The organism is Streptomyces sp. NPDC008086 (assembly GCF_042957325.1).
Classification (GTDB): domain Bacteria; phylum Actinomycetota; class Actinomycetes; order Streptomycetales; family Streptomycetaceae; genus Streptomyces.
Genome location: NZ_JBIBIA010000008.1, coordinates 423,718 through 444,532 on the forward strand (window position 1 = coordinate 423,718; position 20,815 = coordinate 444,532).

Consider the following 20,815-nt stretch of genomic DNA (forward strand, 5'->3'; position numbering starts at 1 on the left):
GCTGTTTCCCTCCTGGGGTGTTGTGGGAGCAGCGTAGGCCCGCGCAACCCCAACTTCCTTTGTCAGAAGCATTGACGAAACATGCGCCCCCTCCTACCTTCATCGCGTCGTACTTCGTACGTCATATATGAGACGCGATACGTGAGATCCCATACGCGAGAGCCATCCCGCGAAGATCCGAGAGGCGCGCATGACCTCTGTGCCCACGCCGATCCCCTCGCGCACGCAGTTTGTGCAGGAGGAGATCAAACGCCGCATCCTCACCGGACAGTTGACGCCCGGTCAGGCCCTGGTGGAGACCGAGCTCGCCGCGCAGTTCGGGGTGTCGAAGACCCCGGTCCGCGAGGCGCTCAAGACGCTGGCCGGGACCGGTCTTGTCGTGATGAGCCAGTACAAGGGCGTCACGGTGCGCATGGTGGACGCGGACATGGCGCGCGAGGTCTACGACGTCCGGCTGCTCCTCGAACCCGAGGCGCTCAAGCGGGCCGTGCGACGGGGCGCCTCCCTCGACGCCGCCCGGGACGCGCTGACCCGCGCCGACGCGGCCGGCGACACCGCCGAACGCTCCCTCGCCAACCGGGAGTTCCACCGCGCCCTCTATCTGCCCTGCGGCAACCCGCTGCTCGGCCGGATGCTCGACGAGGTCCGCGACCAGGCCGCCCTCGTCTCGGCCGTCGCCTGGGCCGCCTCGCCCTCCTGGGAACGGGAGGCCGGCGAGCACCGGGAGATCCTGCGGCTCGCGCTGGAGGGCGACGCGGACGGCGCCGCGCGCGCCCTGCACGCCCACATCGCCTCGTTCGTGCAACGGGCCTTCCTCGACGCGGAGGTCGAGGCCCAGGGAGAGGACGGTCCGGCATGACCACGACTTTCGAGACCCAGCGGACGGCCCTGGCCGACGTGGTGGCGATCCCGGTGACCCCGTTCACCGAGGACGGCCACGTGGACCAGGACGCCCACCGGGCCCTGCTGCGTCGACTGCTCGACGGCGGCATCACCACCCTCACCCCCAACGGCAACACCGGCGAGTTCTACGCCCTCAGCCCCGAAGAGCGCCGCCTGGTCACCGAGCTGACCGTCGAGGAGACCCGCGGCCGTGACGCCGTCCTCCTCGTCGGCGTCGGCCACGACGTGCCCACCGCCATCGCCTCCGCCCGGCACGCCCGCGAGCTCGGCGCCCAGATGGTCATGGTCCACCAGCCCGTCCACCCGTACGTCTCCCAGAACGGCTGGGTCGACTACCACCGCGCCATCGCCGCCGCCGTGCCCGAACTCGGCGTCGTCCCCTACATCCGCAACGCCCAGCTCGGCGGCGCCCGCCTCGCCGAACTCGCCGACGACTGCCCGAACGTCATCGGCGTGAAGTACGCCGTGCCGGACGCCGCCAAGTTCGCCGCCTTCGCACGGGACGCGGGCCTGGAACGCTTCGTCTGGGTCGCCGGCCTCGCCGAGCCCTACGCCCCCTCCTACTTCTCCGCGGGCGCCACCGGCTTCACCTCCGGACTCGTGAACGTCGCCCCGTCCGTCTCGCTGAACATGATCGAAGCGCTTCGATCCGGGGACTACCCGGCCGCCATGAAGGTGTGGGAGCAGATCCGCCGCTTCGAGGAACTGCGCGCCGCGAACGGCTCCGCGAACAACGTCACCGTGGTCAAGGAGGCCCTGGCCTCGCTGGGCCTGTGCCGCCGGGACGTGCGCCCGCCCAGCCGGGAACTGCCCGAGGACGAGCGGGCCGAGGTCGCCGCCATAGCCGCCGGGTGGTCGATATGACCGATGAAAAGCGCATGAGTCCGCAGGAACTGCGCAGCCACCAGTGGTACGGCACCGAGGGCCAGCTGCGCACCTGGTCGCACAACGCCCGGATGCGCCAGCTGGGCTACGAGGCGGAGGAGTACCGGGGCCGCCCGGTGATCGCCGTCCTCAACACCTGGTCCGACATCAACCCCTGCCACGTCCATCTGCGCGAGCGGGCCGAGGCGGTCAAGCGGGGGGTGTGGCAGGCCGGGGGCTTCCCGCTCGAGTTCCCGGTCGCCACGCTCTCGGAGACGTACCAGAAGCCGACCCCGATGCTCTATCGCAACCTGCTCGCGATGGAGACGGAGGAACTGCTGCGGTCGTACCCGATCGACGCGGCGGTCCTGCTCGGCGGCTGCGACAAGTCCACCCCGGCGCTGCTCATGGGCGCCGCCTCGGCCGACGTACCGTCGATCTTCGCTCCCGCGGGGCCGATGCTGCCCGGCCACTGGCGCGGTGAGACCCTCGGCTCCGGCACCGACATGTGGAAGTACTGGGACGAGCACCGCGCGGGCAACCTGACCGACTGCGAACTGCGGGAACTCCAGGGCGGGTTGGCTCGCTCCCCCGGGCACTGCATGACCATGGGGACCGCCTCCACGATGACCGCGGCGGCGGAGGCCCTCGGCATGACACTGCCGGGCGCCTCCTCGATCCCGGCCGTCGACTCCGGGCACGAGCGGATGGCCGCCGCCTCCGGGCGCCGCGCCGTGGAACTCGCCTGGACCGGGCTCAAGCCGTCCGAGATCCTCACCCGGGACGCCTTCGAGGACGCCGTCACCACGGTGCTCGGGCTCGGCGGCTCCACCAACGCGGTCATCCACCTGATCGCGATGGCCGGCCGCGCGGGCGTCAGCCTCACCCTCGACGACTTCGACCGCATCGCCCGCACGGTCCCGGTCCTGGCCAACGTCCGGCCCGGCGGACAGACGTACCTCATGGAGGACTTCCACTTCGCCGGCGGTCTGCCCGCCTTCCTCTCGCGGATCACCGACCTGCTGCACCTCGACCGCCGCACGGTCAACGGCACCCTGGGCGGGCAGCTCGAAGGCGCCGTCGTCCACAACGACGCCGTCATCCGCACCCGCGACAACCCGGTCGCCCGCGAGGGCGGGGTCGCGGTCCTGCGTGGCAACCTCTGTCCGGACGGCGCCGTCATCAAGCACATCGCCGCCGAGCGGCACCTGCTCAAGCACACCGGGCGGGCGGTCGTCTTCGACGACTACAAGTCGATGCAGCGGACCATCAACGACCCGTCCCTCGGCATCACCGCCGACAGCGTGCTCGTCCTGCGCAACGCCGGCCCCAAGGGCGGCCCGGGCATGCCCGAGTACGGCATGCTGCCGCTGCCCGACCATCTGCTCAAGCAGGGCGTACGGGACATGGTCCGGATCTCCGACGCCCGGATGAGCGGCACGAGTTACGGCACCTGCGTGCTCCATGTGGCGCCCGAGTCGTACATCGGCGGCCCCCTGGCCCTCGTGCGGACGGGGGACTCGATCACCCTTGACGTCGAGTCCCGCCTCCTCCAACTCAACGTGAGCGACGAGGAGTTGGAGCGCCGAAGGGCGCAGTGGACTCCTCCGCCCACCCGCTACGAACGCGGCTACGGCGCCCTCTACAACGACCAGATCACCCAGGCCGACTCAGGCTGCGACTTCGAGTTCCTGGCAAGAGCAGGCAAGGTCCCAGACCCCTACGCCGGTTGACCGGGCCCACCCGGGAGCGCGGGGAACTACGCGACCGACACAACACACCCGCAGCCGCCGCACCACAGCCAGAGGCACCCCGTCCCGCGTGTCCGGGGCCGGGCCGACCTCCGCACATCGAGAAAGCGCTTCCTGAACGACCTCGCACGACGTACCGAGATCGGAGACCCTGTCATGGCCCAAGCCGCAGCCGTGGCGAAACCGCCCACGCCACCCCGGCGACGCCGTGCCTCCGCCACGCCGCGCAGGCTCCCGTACCTGCTGATCGCCCCGGCCGCCCTGCTCATGCTGGGCTTCATCGCCTACCCCGTGATCAGCGTCTTCTACTACAGCCTCCAGGAGTACAACCCCACCAAGCCGTGGCGGAACGGCTTCGCGGGCTTCGACAACTTCGTCCACGCCTTCACCGACGACCCGCTGTTCTGGGACACGCTGGTCTTCAGCGCCAAGTGGGTGTTCGTCGAGGTCGGGCTGCAACTGCTGTTCGGGCTCGCGCTGGCGCTGATCGTGAACCAGACCTTCGCGGGCAGGGCGCTGGGACGCGCCCTGGTCTTCTCCCCGTGGGCCGTCTCCGGCGTGCTGACCTCCGCGATCTGGGTGCTGCTCTACAACTCCCAGACGGGCATCACCCGTTACCTCGCCGACGTCGGCATCGGCTCCTACGGCACCAGCTGGCTGTCGGACACCTCCACGGTGTTCTCGGCGGCGGTGGTCGCCGACCTGTGGCGCGGCGTGCCGTTCTTCGCGATCCTCATCCTCGCCGACCTCCAGTCCGTCTCGAAGGACCTGTACGAGGCCGCCGAGGTCGACGGGGCCAGCCGGATCAAGCAGTTCTGGCACATCACACTGCCCCATCTGAAGGACGCGATCGTCCTGTCCACGCTGCTGCGCGCGGTGTGGGAGTTCAACAACGTCGACCTGCTGTACACGCTGACCGGCGGCGGGCCGGCGGGAGTCACCACCACCCTGCCGCTCTACATCGCCAACACCAGCGTCGACGCGCACAACTTCGGCTACGCGTCCGCCCTGACCACGGTCGCGTTCGTGATTCTGCTCTTCTGCTCGATCGTCTATCTGCGGCTGAGCAAGTTCGGAGGTGAGGACAAGTGAGCGTGAAGGAAGCCACCAAGGCCGCGCCCGCGCCCGTGCGCGTCGCCCCCGAACCGCCGCTTGCGAAGAAGCGGAACCGCTCCTGGGACGAGGTGCCGCGCTGGCAGATCTACCTGCCGCTGTCGATCTACCTGGTCTTCACCCTCATCCCCTTCTACTGGATCCTGCTGTTCTCCCTGCGCCCGGCCGGCTCGACCTCGCTCGTGCCCTGGCCGATGACCTTCGACCACTTCGAGAAGGTCTGGACGGAGCGGAGCTTCGGGACGTACTTCCAGAACAGCGTCCTCGTCGGCGTCGTCACCCTGCTGATGACGACCCTCGTCGCCCTGGCCGGCGGGTACGCCCTCGCGCGCTTCAACTTCAAGATCAAGCGCGCGTTCATGCTGGCCCTGCTGTGCTCCCAGTTCGTGCCGGGCGCGCTGCTCCTGGTGCCGCTGTTCGAGATCTTCGCCGAGCTCCAGATGATCAACTCGCTGGGCAGCGTCATCATCGCCGAGACGGTGTTCCAGCTGCCGCTGTCGATGATCCTGATCAGCAACTTCATCAAGAACGTGCCGTATTCGCTGGAGGAGGCGGCCTGGGTCGACGGCTGCAACCGGATGACGGCGTTCAGGATCGTCGTCCTGCCGCTGCTGCGGCCGGGTCTGATCGCCGTCGGGTCCTTCGCCTTCGTGCACTCCTGGAACCACTTCCTGTTCGCCCTGATGTTCCTCAACAACCAGGAGAAGCAGACGATCCCGGTCGGCCTCAACACGTTGATGGGGGCGGACAGTGTGGATCTGGGGGCGTTGGCCGCGGGCGGGATCATCGCCGCGGTGCCGGTGGTGGTTGTGTTCGCCTTCATTCAGAAGTGGCTGATCACCGGGTTCAGTGCGGGGGCGGTGAAGGGATGAGGCTCCGTCAAGTAGCTTTGGCAACAGCCTTGTTCGGGCTGCTCTGCGTCCCTGCTCAGGCCGGCGCCGCTGGAAGTGCCGCGATCGGTGGTCGGGCGTCCACTGCGCCGTCGTGGCTGTTCGCGCAGTTCGCCGCCCCCCTTGGGGACGCTGCCGCGGACGTCCCTCGTAGCGACAGCCGCGAAATCCTGCCGGAGAACGACGGCTGGGCCGCCGCCGACGGTGGTACCACGGGGGGTTCCACCGCCGACGCCGCCCATGTCTTCACCGTACGCAACCGCAGTGAGCTGGTCCGCGCCCTCGACGGGGGCAGTGCCACCCCGAAGATCATCCAGGTCGCGGGCACCATCGACGCCAACACCGACGACCACGGCGACCACCTGGACTGCGCCGACTACGCCACCGACGGCTACGACACGAAGAATTACCTGGCGGCCTACGACCCCCGCACCTGGGGTTCCGCCAAGCCGAGCGGCCCGCAGGAGGAGGCGCGGCAGGCGTCGGCGGCGCGGCAGGCCGAGCGGATCGAGCTGACCGTCGGCTCCAACACCACCATCGTGGGCCTTGGCGACAAGGCCGTACTGAAAGGCGCGAGCCTCCAGCTCAAGGGCGCGGACAATGTCATCGTCCGCAACCTCGAACTCCGGGACGCCTACGACTGCTTCCCGGTGTGGCAGCCCAACACAGGTGGCCTCGGCGACTGGAAGACGGCCTACGACAACATCTGGCTGCGCGGCGCCACCCATGTGTGGATCGACCATGTGACCCTCAGCGACAAGGGCCACCCGGACGAGAACGAGCCCACCCACTTCGGCCGCAACTACCTCCGTCACGACGGCCTGCTCGACATCACCAACGCCTCCGACCTGGTCACCGTCTCCTGGAGCCGGTTCGCCGACCACGACAAGGCGATCCTCATCGGCAACGGCGACACGGCGACCGGGGACCGGGGCAAGCTGCGGGTCACGCTGCACCACAACGAGTTCGACTCCGTCGTCCAGCGCGCCCCGCGCGTCCGCTTCGGGCAGGTGCACCTCTACAACAACCGGTACGTCGTCCCGGCCGACGCCCACGACTACCGCTACTCCCTCGGCGTGTCGACCGAGTCCGCCCTCTACGCCGAGAACAACGCCTTCCACACGCCCGGCCACATCGAGGTCGCCGACCTGGTCAAGAGCTGGAACGGCACCGCCGTCCACCAGTCCGGCACCCTCTTCAACGGCTATCCGGTGGACCTGCTGGCCATCTACAACGCCTACAACTCCGGCAGCGAGCGTGATCTCACGGCCGACGTCGGCTGGACCCCTACCCTGCACACAAAGATCGACAGCGCCGCCACGGCCGACCGTGAGGTGGCACGCGGCGCGGGCGCAGGGAGGATCCCATGAGCACTGCCGTACCCGTCGTCCTCGCGGGAGCCCGCGGCCACGGCCGCTGGCACCTGGACAACATCCGCCGGCTCCAGGACAAGGGGATCGTCCGGCTCGCGGGGATCTGCGAGCTGACCCCGGTGGGCGCGGACGAGCTCCCCGACGGCCTGGGAACACCCGAGCAGTCCGCCGACTTCGGCGCGCTCCTCGACTCCACCGGGGCGAGCGTCGCCGTGATCTGCACGCCGATCCCGACCCACACCGACCTGGCGTTGACGGCTGCCCGCAGGGGCGCGCACATCCTGCTGGAGAAGCCGCCCGCCCCGTCGTACGCCGAGTTCCGGCGCATGGCGGACGGGGTCGCCGAGGCCGGAGTCGTCTGCCAGATCGGCTTCCAGTCGCTGGGCTCGCGCGCGGTGCCCGCGATCCGGGAACTGATGGCCGAGGGCGCCATCGGCGAGATCGCCGGGATCGGCGGGGCCGGTGCCTGGGCGCGTGCCGAGGCGTACTACCGGCGGGCGCCCTGGGCGGGCAAGCGGCGCCTGAACGGCGTCGACGTCATCGACGGCGTACTGACCAACCCGCTCGCGCACGCCGTCGCCACCGCCCTCGCGCTCGGCGGCACGGTGCGCGCCGAGGACGTCACCGCCATCGAGACCGAGCTGCTGCGCGCCAACGACATCGAGTCCGACGACACCTCCTGCGTCCGCGTCACCACCGCGCACGGCCCCCAGGTCGTCGTCGCCGCGACCCTGTGCGCCGAGGACCCCGACGAGCCGTACGTCGTCGTCCACGGCGACCACGGCCGGATCACCTTCTGGTACAAGCAGGACCGCGTCCTGCTCCAGCGCGCCGGCCACGGCCCCGAGGAGTTCGAGTACGACCGCACGGACCTGCTGGAGAACCTCGTCGAGCACCTGACCGACGGCACCCCCCTGCTGGCCGCGCCCGACGCGACCGGCGCCTTCATGAAGGTCGTCGAGGCGATCCGGCTGGCCCCCGACCCGACCCCGCTGCCGGACGGCACCTGGCACCTGCTCCCCGACGAGCAGCGCCGGGTCGTGCCCGGCATCGACGGCCTGGTCGCGGCCGCCGCCGACACCCTCGCCCTCTACTCCGAGCTGGGCGCCGCCTGGGCGCCGCCGGCGAGAACGAAAGAGGTGAGCACCTGATGACCCCCCACGACACCGCGGTGCTGCGCGTCGCGGGCCGCCCCGTCGGCCGGTACGTCACCCGGCCCGAACTGCCGCCCCGGCTCGCCCCCCGCCCCTACCTGCACCCCGTCACCACCCTGGCCGGCACGGCGGTCACCGAGCTCAGCCCCGCCGACCACATACACCACCTCGGCGTCGGTGTCGCGGTTCCCGACGTCGAGGGGTCCAACTTCTGGGGCGGACGCACCTACGTCCGCGACCAGGGCCCGACCGAACTGGACAACCACGGCGCCCAGCGGCACACCGCCTTCCAGCTGCGCGACCCCGACGGCTTCGTCGAGGAACTGCGCTGGGTGGCCGCCGGAGCCGAGCTGCTGCGCGAGCGCCGTACGGTCGCGGCCACCGAACTCACCGACTCCGCCTGGGCGTTGGACTTCACCTTCTCCCTGACCAACGTCACCTCCGGCCCGCTGTCCATCGGCAGCCCCGCCACCAACGGCCGCCCCGGCGCGGCGTACGGCGGCTTCTTCTGGCGGGCCCGCAAGGAGGACTCGGCACCGGACGTGTTCACCCTCGACCGGGAGGGAGAGCGGGAGATCCACGGCACCCGCGCCCCCTGGGTGGCGCTCACCGGCTCCACCTGGACCCTGATCTTCGCCGGGGCCACCGAGCAGACCCGCCGGGACCCGTGGTTCGTGCGCGCCGAGGAGTACCCCGGCGTCGGCTCCTCCCTCGCCTCCGAGGAACGGCTGCCGATCCCGGCCGGCGAGACCGCCGTACGCCGGATCGTCACCGTCGTCGCCGACGGCAGGATCAGCCGGCTCGAAGCGGCCTCCCTGGTCCGCAAGGCGGTGAGCCCGTGACCGCCGGGACGACGTACACCAACCCCGTCCTGAACGCCGACTGGTCCGACCCGGACGTCCTCCGCGTCGGCGACGACTTCTACCTCACCGCCTCCAGCTTCGGCCGCGCCCCGGGCCTGCCCCTGCTGCACTCCCGGGACCTGGTCAACTGGACCCTGGTGGGCCACGCAGTCGACCACCCGGAACCGGCCGAGGAGTTCGCGGTCCCACGGCACGACTGCGGCGTGTGGGCCCCCTCCCTCCGCCACCACGACGACCGGTTCTGGATCTTCTGGGGCGACCCCGACCAGGGCATCTTCCAGGTCAACGCCCCCGAGATCCGCGGCCCCTGGACCCGCCCGCACCTGGTCAAGGCCGGCAAGGGCCTCATCGACCCCTGCCCCCTGTGGGACGACGAGACCGGCGAGGCCTACCTCGTGCACGCCTGGGCCAAGTCCCGGTCCGGCGTCAAGAACCGCCTCACCGGCCACCGTATGCGCCCCGACGGCACCGAACTCCTCGACGAGGGCAAGCTGATCGTCGACGGCGACCGGATCCCCGGCTGGTTCACCCTCGAAGGCCCCAAGCTCTACCAGCACGACGGCTGGTTCTGGATCCTCGCGCCCGCCGGGGGAGTGGAGACCGGCTGGCAGGGCGCCTTCCGCTCCCGCGAGTTCTTCGGGCCGTACGAGGAGCGGATCGTCCTCGAACAGAAGGACACCGACGTCAACGGGCCGCACCAGGGCGGCTGGGTGCGCACCCCGTCCGGTGAGGACTGGTTCCTGCACTTCCAGCAGCGCGGCGCCTACGGCCGTGTCGTCCACCTCCAGCCGATGAACTGGGGCGCCGACGGCTGGCCGGTGCTCGGCGACGACGGCGCCCCCGTCGCCGTACACCGCAGGCCCGACCTGCCGCCGCAGCCGCCCGCCGCGCCCGCCACCGACGACGACTTCCCCGGCGGACGCTTCGGCCGCCAGTGGTCCTGGACCGCCACCCCGCGGGACGGCTGGGCCACCCAGCACTCAGGCGACGGGCTCAAGCTGACCTGCGTCCGCTCGGCCGACGCCCATGACCTGCGGAGACTGTCGAACATCCTCACCCAGCGACTGCCGGGCACGCCCTGCGCCGTCGAGGTGGAGCTACGGCTGGACAGCGAGGAGCCGGGAGCGCGGGCGGGGCTCGCGGTGCTCGGGGACGCGTTCGGCTGGATCGGGCTCCAGCGGGGCACGGACGGACACGTGCAGGTGGTGCACCGGTTCGCGGAGGGCGTCGCGGAGCGGGAGCGGGACGCCGCACACGCCCGGCCTGCTCCCGAGGGGCGCGCACGGCTGCGGATCGAGATCGGGGCGGGGGCGCGCTGCCGGTTCCTCCACGACGTGGGGGAGGGGCTGGTCCCGTCCGGTCCCGTCTTCGCGGCCACGCCGTGGCGCTGGGTCGGCGCCCTGCTCGGCCTGTTCGCCCTCGCGCCCGTCGGCCCGGGACACGCCGGCGCGGCAACCTTCTCGCACTTCAGGATCGACCCCCTGTAACGCATCTGACCCGTAAGCCTGTTGGGACCCGTAAGCCTGTTGGGAGCCGCAATGACGCAGCACCTTGATAGCAAGCGCTTGCACGGACCGGGGCAAGGCAAGGTCCTGGCCGCCGTGCTCGGCCTGGTCGCCGCGCTGAGCCTCGGGGCGATCGGCGAGGCGAAGGCCGTGAGCCCGAGCACGGCGACCCCGGTCTCCGCCGACCGCTGGAGCGACCGGCCGCACGGTTTCGCCTCCCTCGCCGGAGGCACGACCGGCGGGGCGGGAGGCAAGGTCGTCACCGTCACGGACCAGGCCTCGCTGGCCGAGTACGCCGGGGCGAGGGAGCCGTACATCATCCGCGTGGCGGGTTCGATCGACGTCGAACCCTTCGGATCGGACATCGTGGTGGCGTCCGACAAGACCATCGTCGGCGTCGGCGACACCGGCGAGATCGTCCACGGCGAACTGCACCTCAACCCCGGCACCAGCAATGTCATCATCCGCAACCTGACGATCCGCGACTCCTACGTCGAGGGCGACTGGGACGGCAAGACCACCGACTTCGACGCCATCCAGATGGACACCGTCGACCACGTCTGGATCGACCACAACCGCTTCACGCACATGGGCGACGGGCTGCTCGACATCCGCAAGGACAGCCGGTACATCACCGTCTCCTACAACCAGTTCACGAACCACAACAAGGCGTTCGGGATCGGCTGGACCACGAACGTCCAGACCGAGATCACGATCGACCACAACTGGTTCACGGGCACCAAGCAGCGCAACCCGTCCGCCGACAACTGCGCCTACGCCCACCTCTACAACAACTACGTCTCCGCGCAGGTGGCCGACGGCGACCCGACGTGGACGTACGGGAACTGGTCGCGCGGCAGGACCCGGATGGTCATCGAGAACGGCTACTACGACGGCGTCCAGCACCCCTACCAGGCCGACGCCACGGCGGAGTTGGTGCAGCGCGGCTCGATCCTGAGGAACGTCAGCGGACGGCAGGACGAGTGGGGGAGGGCCTTCGACCCGCGTGACTTCTACGACTACCGCCTCGACCCGGCGGCCGCCGTACCCGCGCTGGTGAAGAAGTTCTCCGGACCGCAGCGGCGGATCGGCACGACCCTGCACGTCCCGGCCGACCACCCGACCGTGCAGGCGGCCGTGGACGCCGTGCCCGACCGGAACGCCGTGCCGGTGACGATCGCCGTCGCGCCGGGGACGTACCGCGAGAAGGTGTTCATCCCGGCAAGCAAGCCGAACATCGTGCTGCTGGGGACCGGACGGGACCGCTCCGACACCGTCATCGTCTTCGACACGCCCGCCGCGTTCGGCGGCTCGACGGGCAGCGCGACGGTCCGCATCGCCGCGCACGACGTCACCGCACGCAACCTCACCTTCAGCAACGACTTCGACGAGGCCGCGGTCGAGCTGAACGGTGAGCAGGCCCTCGCCATGAAGACGACGGGCGACCGGATCGTCTTCGAGAACACCGCCTTCCTGGGCAACCAGGACACGCTCATGACCGACAGCCCCAAGCTGGACGTCATCAACCGGGTCTACATCCGGGACTCGTACATCGAGGGCGACGTCGACTTCGTGTACGGGCGGGCGACCACCGTGGTGGAGCGGTCCGTCATCCGGGCGCTGAGCCGGGGCTCGGACACCAACAACGGGTACATCACGGCCGCCTCGACCTGGACCGGCAACCCGTACGGCTTCCTGATCACCCGGTCGAGGATCGTGAGCGACGCCCCGGACGGGACCTACCACCTCGGGCGGCCCTGGCACCCGGGCGGTGAGCCGGCGGCGGTCGCGCAGGTGCTGATCCGCGAGACCGAACTGCCCGCCGCGATCAAGTCCTCCCCGTGGACCGACATGAGCGGGTTCTCGTGGAAGGACGCGCGGTTCGCGGAGTACCGGAACTTCGGGCCGGGGGCGGCCGTCACCGCGGACCGGCCGCAGATGAGCGCCGCCGACGCGCGGACGCACACCGTCGCCGACTACCTCCGGGGCACGGACGGCTGGGCGCCGTACGCGCGCCACTGAGACCCCCACAACCGCATATCTCCACTCGATCCAGAAGTGCTTGATCCAGACGAAGAGAGCCGAGCAATGAAGAGCAGCATTCGCAGAAGCAGGCGCGCCGCCGTGGCCGTCGCTCTGGGGTCCGTCCTCGCCCTGACCGCCACCGCCTGCGGTGACGACGGCAGCGGCGGCGGGGGCGGCGACAGCGGCGCCGAGGGCAGCGGCAAGGGAGAGATCGTCTTCTGGGACAACAACGGCGGCGTCCGCACCGACAGCTGGAAGGAGATCATCGCCGACTTCGAGAAGGCGAACCCGGACATCAAGGTCGAGTACGTCGGGATCCCGTCCACCGACTACCAGTCCAAGGTGGACACCGCCATCCAGGGCGGCGGCCTGCCCGACGTCGGCGGTGTCGGCGCGGCCATGCTGGCCGGGTTCGCCGCGCAGAACGCGCTGGAGCCGCTGGACGACCGGCTCGCCAAGTCCTCCCTGAACGGCAAGCTCAACGAGGACATGGTCACCTCGCTGAAGGCCGCGGGCGGCGGCGACGACAAGCTGTACTCGATTCCGACCTCCGCGAACAACGGGGTGCTGTACTACCGCACCGACCTGTTCAAGAAGGCCGGGCTGGCGGAGCCGACCACGTGGGACAACTTCTACACGGCCGCGGAGAAGCTCACCAACTCCGGCAAGAACGAGTTCGGTTACACCATCCGGGGTGGCTCCGGTTCCATCGCGCAGGCGCTGGACGCGATGTACGGGCAGTCCGGAATCACCTCCTTCTGGGATTCCAGCGGGGAGAAGACGACCGTCAACGACCCGAAGAACGTGGCCGCGCTGGAGAAGTACGCCGCGCTCTACAAGAAGGTCACTCCGGCCGCCGACCTCAACAACGACTTCACCAAGATGGTCGCCCAGTGGGATTCCGGCACGATCGGGATGCTGAACCACAACCTGGGGTCGTACCAGGACCATGTGAAGGCGCTCGGGACGGACAAGTTCCGGGGTATTCCGCAGCCGGTCGGCTCCTCCGGTAAGCGGGTCCAGGTGTCCAACCCCGTGGACGGGATGGGGCTGTTCAAGAGTTCCAAGAACAAGGAAGCCGCCTGGAAGTTCATCGAGTTCGCCACGTCGAAGGCGGAGAACTCGAAGTTCAACGAGGCGGCGGGGCAGGTGCCGTCGAACAATGACGCGGCCAAGGACGCGTGGATCTCGAAGGCCGAGCCGACGAAGCTGGCTGCGGCGGCGTTGACCGACGGGTCGACGACGATTGTGCAGCTGCCGTACTACCTGCCTGACTGGAACACCATCTCCAAGGCCGACAACGAGCCGAACTTCCAGAAGGTGCTGAACGGGGACATGAGCGCCAAGGAGTTTCTGGACACGATGGCCGGTCAGCTGAACGAGGCTCAGGCCGAGTGGAAGGAAAGGAACGGCTGAGAGGCCGGTCGCTTCGCTGCGTGGCCGGCCGCGGGTTCGTGGCGGCTGGTCGCGCCCACGCGGCGGAGCCGCAAATCGATGCAGCCCCGCGCCCCTGGGGCGCTGCCGCACCCCGCGTTGGAAGGCACCGCCGAACGGACCTACCCCAGTGGCTCTGTCGAGAAAGGCACCTCTGTGTCGCTCACCCGTAGACAGGCAACCCTGGCGGCCCTCGCCGCCGCCCCGCTCGCGCTCGCGGTCACCGGTACCGCCCAAGCAGCGCAGCGCCGTCGCAGCCGAACTCTCTACATCGCCGGCGACTCCACCGCCGCCCAGAAATACGCCGACGCCGCCCCGGAGACCGGGTGGGGCATGGCGCTCCCCTTCTTCTTGCGCAAGGACCTGCTCGTCTCCAATCACGCGGTGAACGGGCGCAGTTCGAAGAGCTTTGTCGACGAAGCCCGACTCGACGTCGTTCTCCAGGCCATCAAGCCCGGAGACCTCCTGCTCATCCAGTTCGCGCACAACGACGAGAAGGTCGCCGATCCGACCCGGTACACCGAGCCCTGGACGACGTACCAGGACTATCTGCGGCTGTACATCGAGGGCGCTCGGGCTCGTGGGGCGCGGCCGGTGCTGGCCACCGCTGTGGAGCGGCGGAAGTTCGACGCCGGCGGCAACGCCGTGCCGACGCACGGCGACTATCCGGCGGCGATGCGTGCGCTGGCCCGGGAGGAGCGGGTCACGCTGCTCGACGTCCAGGCCCTGTCCCTCGCGCTGTGGCAGCGGATCGGGGTCGAGGGGACGAAGACGTACTTCAACTGGACGGCGACGGAGCAGGACAACACACACTTCAATCCGCCGGGCGCCATCGCCGTGGCGCGTCTCGTGGCACGGGAGCTGCTGCGGACGGGTGTGCTCGCCCCGCAGGACGTGCGCCGGCTCGGCGAGGACATCCCGGAGTCCTGGATCACCTGGCCGCAGGCCGCCGCGTAACCACCCCGACCGTAGAAAAGAGAGCCGCACAATGAACGCACATGTATGGCATGGGCATGCCACAACTAAGGCCGCTGTGCTGATCGGCTGCACCGCGCTCGTTCTCGCTCTCACCGGCACCAGCGCCGAGGCGGGTCCCCGCGAGCTCGGCCGGCAGGTGCTGGGCGCGAACGACGGCTGGGGGTCGCAGGGCGCCGGGACGACCGGCGGGTCGGCCGCCGACGCCGAGCACGTGTACACCGTCACGACCTGGGCGGAGTTCAAGGCCGCGCTGAAGGCGGGCGGTGACGCGCCGAAGATCATCAAGGTCAAGGGCATGATCGACGCCGTCTCGGAGGGCTGCGAGGCCTTCGTCACCGACGGCTACGACCTCCAGCAGTACCTCAAGGACTACGACCCGGCCGTCTGGGGCAACGACGAGGTCGCCAGCGGCCCGCAGGAGGACGCCCGGGTCGCCTCCGCGGCCAAGCAGGACACCGAGATCAAGGCCAACGTCCCCAGCAACACCACCATCGTCGGCGTCGGCCAGAACTCCGGCATCCTCGGCGGCAGCCTCCAGATCAAGGGCGTCTCGAACGTCATCATGCGCAACCTCACCATCGAGGCCCCGCTCGACTGCTTCCCCAAGTGGGACCCGACCGACGACAACAAGACCGGCAACTGGAACTCCGAGTACGACGCCGTCGTCGTCTACGGCACGGATCACGTGTGGCTCGACCACAACACGTTCACCGACGGGCGCTACCCCGACAGCGAGCGCCCGGTCTACTTCGGCAAGGTCTTCCAGCAGCACGACGGGCTCACCGACATCGTGCGCGGCTCCAACTACGTGACCGTCTCCTGGAACCGCTTCCAGGACCACGACAAGAACATGCTGATCGGCAACGGCGACGGCCTCGCCTCCACCGACGGCGGCAAGCTCAAGGTCACCATGCACCACAACCGCTTCGAGGGCATCCTCCAGCGCTCCCCGCGCGTGCGGTTCGGCCAGGTCGACGTCTACAACAACCACTACGTGGTCACCGAGGAACAGAAGGACGACTACTACGTCTTCGGCGTCGGCATCTCCTCGCAGCTCCACGCCAGCGACAACGCCATCTCGCTGCCGGCCGGCGCGAGCGTCGGCAAGGTCCTGAAGAAGTGGAACGAGTCGCCGCTGACGGCCGAGAACAACTACGTCAACGGCAGGCTGACGGACCTCATCGCCGTCCACAACGCCGAGATCCCGGAGGAGACCCTCCAGTCCGGCGCCGGTTGGAAGCCGACCCTGCGGACCAAGGTCGACAACCCCAAGGCGCTGCCCGGGATCCTCAACCGCTGCGCGGGCGCCGGCCGCCTGCACTGACCCACCCCAGCCGGGCCGGGGCGCGCAGCCCCGGCCCACTGCGAAGGAGCACCCGCATGCCCTCGCCCCACCGCCGACTCCCCCTGCCCCCGTCCAGAAGAGGCTTCCTGCTCGCGAGCGCCGCAGCCGGAGCCGCCGTCGTGCTCACGTCCGGCACCGCCCGAGCCGCCGCCCGCCCCCGCCCCTTCGGCCGCCACGGCTCCCCGGCCGACCGCCTGACCCCGCAGACCCTGTACGTCGACGCGTCTGGCCAGGGCGACTTCACCTCCGTCCAGTCCGCCGTCACCGCCGCCACCGGCAGCGGCTGGACGCTGGTCATCGCGCCGGGCACCTACCGGGAGACCGTCTCCGTCGACGTGACCCGTACGGAGATGACCTGGCTCGGCGCCGGTGAAGACCCGCGTGACGTCGTCATCGTCCACGACAACGCCGCCGGCACCCCCAAGCCCGGCGGCGGCACCTACGGCACCACCGGCTCCGCCACCACCCTCGTCCAGGCAGCCGGCTTCACGGCCCACCGCATCACCTTCGCCAACGACTGGCTGCGCGCGGACCACCCCGGCGTCTCCGGCCCCCAGGCCGTCGCCCTCAAGGTGCAGGGCGACCGCTCGGCCTTCCACCACTGCCACTTCCTCGGCCACCAGGACACCCTGTACGCCGACTCGACGGCCCTGACCGCCTTCGGCCGCCAGTACTTCTCGCACTGCTACGCCGAGGGCGACGTCGACTTCGTCTTCGGCCGGGCCACGGCCGTCTACGAGCACTGCCACTTCCGGACCCTGACCCGCACGGACCTGGGCTCGGCGCCGTACGGCTTCGTCTTCGCGCCCTCGACGGCGGGCGCCAACCCGCTCGGCTACCTGGTCACCGGGAGCCGTGTCAGCAGCGAGGCCCCGGACGCCTACTACAAGCTGGCCCGCCCCTGGGTGCCCAGCTCCGACACCACCGCCCGGCCCTCGCTCGTGGTGCGGAACACGTGGCTCGGCCCCGGCATCGACGCGGTCGCGCCCTACACCAACATGTCGGACAGCTTTCCGTGGCAGGAGCAGCGGTTCGCCGAGTACCGCAACACCGGCCCCGGCGCCCGTATCACCGTCCCGGAGAACCGGCCCCAACTCACCCGTGACCAGGCCGAGTCGGCGACCCGAGAGGCCTACCTCGGTGACTGGCGGCCATGGCGGGAGGTGTGCTGACGTGCTGCGCAGACGCACCCTCCTCGCCGGCGTCACGGCCGGGCTCCTCGCCGCGGGCAGCCGTCCCGCCCTCGCCGGGACCCCGCACACCGGCCGCCGTGTCCTGCACGTCCGCCCCGGCGACTCCGTCCAGGCCGCCGTGGACGCGGTGGACGGGCCCGGCCGGACGATCGTCGTGCACCCGGGGACGTATCGCGAGGTCGTCCAAGTTCCCGCCCACGCGGGTGAGTTGACGCTGCGCGGCGCCTCCCGCGACCCGCGTGACGCCGTCATCGTCTTCGCCAACGCCAACGGCACGCCCAAGCCCGACGGCTCGGGCACCTACGGCACCGCGGGCTCCGCCACCTTCAGCTCGGCGGCCCCCGGACTCACCGTCCGCGACCTCACCCTGGCCAACGACTGGCTCCGTGCCGACCACCCGGACATCACCGGGACCCAGGCCGTCGCCGCGTACGTCACCGGCGACCGGACCCACTTCGAGAACGTCCGTCTCCTCGCCCACCAGGACACCCTCTTCGTCGACACGACGGCGCTCGACGCCTTCGACCGGCAGTACTTCCACCGCTGCCACATCGAGGGCGACGTCGACTTCGTCTTCGGCCGGGCCACCGCCGTCTTCGAGGACTGCCACTTCCACACCCTCCAGCGGAACGTCGACTTCACCCCCAAGGGCATGGTCTTCGCCCCGTCCACCGCCCGCGCCAACCCGTACGGCATCCTCGCCGTCCGCTCCCGCATCACCTCCGGCGCCGAGGACGGGGCGTACAAGCTGGCCCGGCCGTGGGTGCCGTCGTACGAGACGACCGCATGGCCGTCCCTCGTCGTGCGGGACACCCGGATCGGGCCCGGCATCGACCCGGTGACGCCGTACACCGACATGCGGGAGCAGTACCCCTGGCAGACCATGCGGTTCCGGGAGTACCGCAACACGGGCCCGGGAGCGGTGATCACGGTTCCGGAGAACCGGCCTCGACTGACGCCTGCCGAGGCCGAGGTGCACACCAAGGAGACCTATCTGCGTGGCTGGCGGCCCCATGCGTAGAGTCGCCGCCCTCCTCGCGTGCGCCTGCCTGACCCTGGCCGCGGCGCCGGCCTCCGCCGCCGAGCGCGGCCCCGTCGGCTGGGGCGCCGGCACCACCGGCGGCGCGGGCGGCACGACCCGGACCGTGCACACCCGCGCCGAACTCAAGGAGGCCCTCGCGAACGACGGCGACCCGACCGCGCCCAAGGTGATCCGCGTCGTCGGCGCCATCAACGGGCACGAGAGCGACGACGGTTCACTGCTCGGGGAGCAGGACTACGCGCCCGGTTACGACCGGGGGAAGTACATGTCCTGCTTCGGCCAGGACGGTGCCGAGTGGTCGGACACCCGCCACGACTACTGCGCACAGCAGCGCCGGCTCCGGCAGACGGGGTCGAACAAGGAGAAGGCGCAGATCCAGCTGACCGTGCCGAGCAACACCACGCTGGTGGGTGTGGGGGACGACGCCCGGCTCCTCGGGGTCTTCCTGACCGTCAACACCGGCACGAACATCGTGGTCAGGAACCTGCGACTCGAAGCGCCCGTCGACCACTTCACCAGCTGGTCGCCCGACGACGGCACCCGGGGCAGCTGGAACGCCCGCTTCGACGCGCTGACGGTCATCACCGGCAGGAACCTCTGGATCGACCACTGCACCTTCACCGACGGCCGCTTCCCGGACCGCGCCGCCCCCCTCGGCTTCCACGGCGAACGCGTGCAGCGCCACGACGGGCTGCTGGACATCGAGGACGGCTCCGACTTCGTCACCGTCTCCGACAGCCGTTTCGAGGACCACGACAAGGCGATCCTCGTCGGCTCCGGTGACGGGCGCGGTGACCGGGACCGGGGGCATCTGAAGGTGACGTTCGTCCGGAACCTGTTCGACGACATCGTCCAGCGCGGGCCCCGCGTCCGCTTCGGGCAGGTGCACGTCGTCAACAACGTGTACGTGTCCCGGGGCCGGGCCCCTCTCTACGCCCTGGGCGTCGGCGTCGAGTCGGCGCTCTACTCCGAGCGCAACGTCTTCCGTCACGACGCGGTCCTCGCCGCCTACGGAGGCGAGCGCTTCCACGACACCGGCTCCTGGATCGACGGCCGTCCGGCCCGCCTGAACGCGGTGGCCGCCGGGCTCGGCCTGACCGACGACGTGGGCTGGGACCCGGCCGACGTCCACCACCACCGGCCGCTCACCTCCGCCGCGGCGGTCGAGCACCACGTCCTCACGCACGCCGGCACCGGGAGGCAGTATGGGCGGCCATGACGCCCTCGGGCGAAGGGCGTTCGTGCTGGGCGCCGGAGCGGCCGTACTGGCCGGGGGAGCGGTGAGCCCCGCGGCGGCCGGGGTGGTGGACGGCCCGCTGCCCGACTTCCACCCGGCGCTCAAGCAGCGGCTGGACTTCCCGCTCGCCTGGGGGACTTCACCGGTCCGCGACTTCCGGTCCTGGCGCCGCGCGGCCCGCGCCAAGGTCGAGGAGCACCTCCTCGTCGACCGCGAGGACGGGACGCCGTACGCCGCCGAGTCCACCGATGCGCACCAAGAGGGCGGCTACACCAGGGAGTTGGTCACCCTCTCCCTCACCCGCCACGAACGCGTCCGCGCCGCCCTGCTCACCCCGGACGGACCCGGACCGTTCCCCGCCGTGCTGCTGCTGCACGACCACGGCGCCAAGTTCGACATCGGCAAGGAGAAGCTGGTCCGGCCCTGGTACGACGACATCCGGCTCGCCTCCGCCCAGGCCTGGGCGGACAAGTACTTCAGCGGGCGGTTCGTCGGCGACGAACTGGCCCGGCGCGGCTACGTCGTGCTGTGCGCGGACGCGCTCGGCTGGGGCGACCGGGGCCCGCTCGCCTACGACCAACAGCAGGCCCTCGCCTCCAACTTCTACCACCTCGGCTCCTCGCTCGCCGGACTCATGGCCCGCGAGGACGCCCGGGCCGCCGGTTTCCTGGCGGACCTCGACCGCGTGGACGCGCGCCGGATCGCGGCCCTCGGGTTCTCCATGGGCGCCTACCGCGCCTGGCAGACCGCCGCGCTGACCGACACTGTCGCGGCCACCGCCGCCGTCTGCTGGATGACCGGCCTGAAGGAAATGATGGTGCCCGGCAACAACACGCTGCGCGGGCAGTCGTCGTACTACATGCTCCACCCGGGGCTGCCCCGGTTCCTCGACTTCCCCGACGTGGCGAGCATCGCCGCACCCAGGCCGATGCTCTTCTTCGACGGCGGGCTCGACCCGCTGTTCCCCGCCGACGGCGTCCGCGCGGCCCACGACAAGCTGCGCGCCGTCTGGCGTTCCCGCCATGCCGAGGAGCGGTTGCGGCTGAAGACCTGGCCCGACCTCGGCCACGTCTTCGTCGACCGCATGCAGGAAGAGGCCTTCACCTGGCTCGACGCCGTCCTGTGAACCCTCTCCCGCGCACCGT

At 70.4% G+C, this 20,815-nt stretch carries 17 protein-coding genes; all 17 read left to right on the forward strand.

Going from position 1 to position 20,815, the window contains the following annotated elements; translation table 11 throughout:
- Window positions 1–190 precede the first annotated feature (190 nt).
- The 17 genes from ACFZBP_RS29365 to ACFZBP_RS29445 all read left to right on the forward strand — a co-directional run bounded on the left by ACFZBP_RS29365 (window position 191) and on the right by ACFZBP_RS29445 (window position 20,796).
- The gene (locus ACFZBP_RS29365; protein ID WP_391417432.1) at window positions 191–859 is read left to right on the forward strand and encodes an FCD domain-containing protein; all 669 of its coding nucleotides are present in this window, start codon (window positions 191–193) and stop codon (window positions 857–859) included.
- Complete coding sequence (locus tag ACFZBP_RS29370) at window positions 856–1,767, forward strand: dihydrodipicolinate synthase family protein (protein ID WP_383445310.1); 912 nt, start codon at window positions 856–858, stop codon at window positions 1,765–1,767. The genes ACFZBP_RS29365 and ACFZBP_RS29370 overlap by 4 nt, the downstream gene beginning before the upstream one ends.
- Complete coding sequence (gene araD, locus ACFZBP_RS29375) at window positions 1,764–3,500, forward strand: L-arabinonate dehydratase (protein WP_391417435.1); 1,737 nt, start codon at window positions 1,764–1,766, stop codon at window positions 3,498–3,500. The genes ACFZBP_RS29370 and araD overlap by 4 nt, the downstream gene beginning before the upstream one ends.
- Window positions 3,501–3,674: 174 nt before the next feature.
- Window positions 3,675–4,610, forward strand: a complete 936-nt coding sequence (locus ACFZBP_RS29380) for a carbohydrate ABC transporter permease (RefSeq protein ID WP_062719244.1) — start codon at window positions 3,675–3,677, stop codon at window positions 4,608–4,610.
- Window positions 4,607–5,503 carry an ABC transporter permease subunit gene (locus ACFZBP_RS29385; protein ID WP_391417437.1) on the forward strand — a complete coding sequence of 299 codons (897 nt, stop codon included), beginning with the start codon at window positions 4,607–4,609 and terminating at the stop codon, window positions 5,501–5,503. Before ACFZBP_RS29380 ends, ACFZBP_RS29385 begins: the two co-directional genes overlap by 4 nt.
- Window positions 5,500–6,891, forward strand: a complete 1,392-nt coding sequence (locus ACFZBP_RS29390) for a polysaccharide lyase family 1 protein (RefSeq protein ID WP_391417439.1) — start codon at window positions 5,500–5,502, stop codon at window positions 6,889–6,891. The genes ACFZBP_RS29385 and ACFZBP_RS29390 overlap by 4 nt, the downstream gene beginning before the upstream one ends.
- Window positions 6,888–8,045: a Gfo/Idh/MocA family oxidoreductase gene (locus ACFZBP_RS29395; protein WP_391417441.1), complete on the forward strand. Its 1,158-nt coding sequence runs from the start codon at window positions 6,888–6,890 to the stop codon at window positions 8,043–8,045. The genes ACFZBP_RS29390 and ACFZBP_RS29395 overlap by 4 nt, the downstream gene beginning before the upstream one ends.
- Window positions 8,045–8,890, forward strand: a complete 846-nt coding sequence (locus ACFZBP_RS29400; protein WP_391417443.1) for a DUF6807 family protein — start codon at window positions 8,045–8,047, stop codon at window positions 8,888–8,890. Before ACFZBP_RS29395 ends, ACFZBP_RS29400 begins: the two co-directional genes overlap by 1 nt.
- On the forward strand, window positions 8,887–10,398 hold the full coding sequence (locus tag ACFZBP_RS29405; protein WP_391417445.1) for a family 43 glycosylhydrolase: 1,512 nt from the start codon (window positions 8,887–8,889) through the stop codon (window positions 10,396–10,398). Before ACFZBP_RS29400 ends, ACFZBP_RS29405 begins: the two co-directional genes overlap by 4 nt.
- A 51-nt stretch (window positions 10,399–10,449) precedes the next feature.
- Complete coding sequence (locus ACFZBP_RS29410) at window positions 10,450–12,438, forward strand: pectinesterase family protein (protein ID WP_391417447.1); 1,989 nt, start codon at window positions 10,450–10,452, stop codon at window positions 12,436–12,438.
- Between the two features lie 66 nt (window positions 12,439–12,504).
- Window positions 12,505–13,857: an extracellular solute-binding protein gene (locus tag ACFZBP_RS29415; protein WP_391417449.1), complete on the forward strand. Its 1,353-nt coding sequence runs from the start codon at window positions 12,505–12,507 to the stop codon at window positions 13,855–13,857.
- Between the two features lie 174 nt (window positions 13,858–14,031).
- Window positions 14,032–14,832, forward strand: coding sequence for a GDSL-type esterase/lipase family protein (locus tag ACFZBP_RS29420; RefSeq protein WP_391417451.1), 801 nt, complete (start codon window positions 14,032–14,034; stop codon window positions 14,830–14,832).
- A gap of 31 nt (window positions 14,833–14,863) precedes the next feature.
- Window positions 14,864–16,177 carry a polysaccharide lyase family 1 protein gene (locus ACFZBP_RS29425; protein WP_391417453.1) on the forward strand — a complete coding sequence of 438 codons (1,314 nt, stop codon included), beginning with the start codon at window positions 14,864–14,866 and terminating at the stop codon, window positions 16,175–16,177.
- Between the two features lie 56 nt (window positions 16,178–16,233).
- Entirely contained in the window at window positions 16,234–17,370 is a 1,137-nt protein-coding gene (locus ACFZBP_RS29430; RefSeq protein ID WP_391417454.1) for a pectinesterase family protein, read from the forward strand.
- 4 nt (window positions 17,371–17,374) lie between these two features.
- Window positions 17,375–18,412, forward strand: a complete 1,038-nt coding sequence (locus ACFZBP_RS29435) for a pectinesterase family protein (protein ID WP_391417616.1) — start codon at window positions 17,375–17,377, stop codon at window positions 18,410–18,412.
- Window positions 18,390–19,652, forward strand: a complete 1,263-nt coding sequence (locus ACFZBP_RS29440; protein WP_391417456.1) for a polysaccharide lyase family 1 protein — start codon at window positions 18,390–18,392, stop codon at window positions 19,650–19,652. The genes ACFZBP_RS29435 and ACFZBP_RS29440 overlap by 23 nt, the downstream gene beginning before the upstream one ends.
- Window positions 19,639–20,796 carry a dienelactone hydrolase family protein gene (locus ACFZBP_RS29445; protein WP_391417458.1) on the forward strand — a complete coding sequence of 386 codons (1,158 nt, stop codon included), beginning with the start codon at window positions 19,639–19,641 and terminating at the stop codon, window positions 20,794–20,796. The genes ACFZBP_RS29440 and ACFZBP_RS29445 overlap by 14 nt, the downstream gene beginning before the upstream one ends.
- Window positions 20,797–20,815 lie beyond the last annotated feature (19 nt).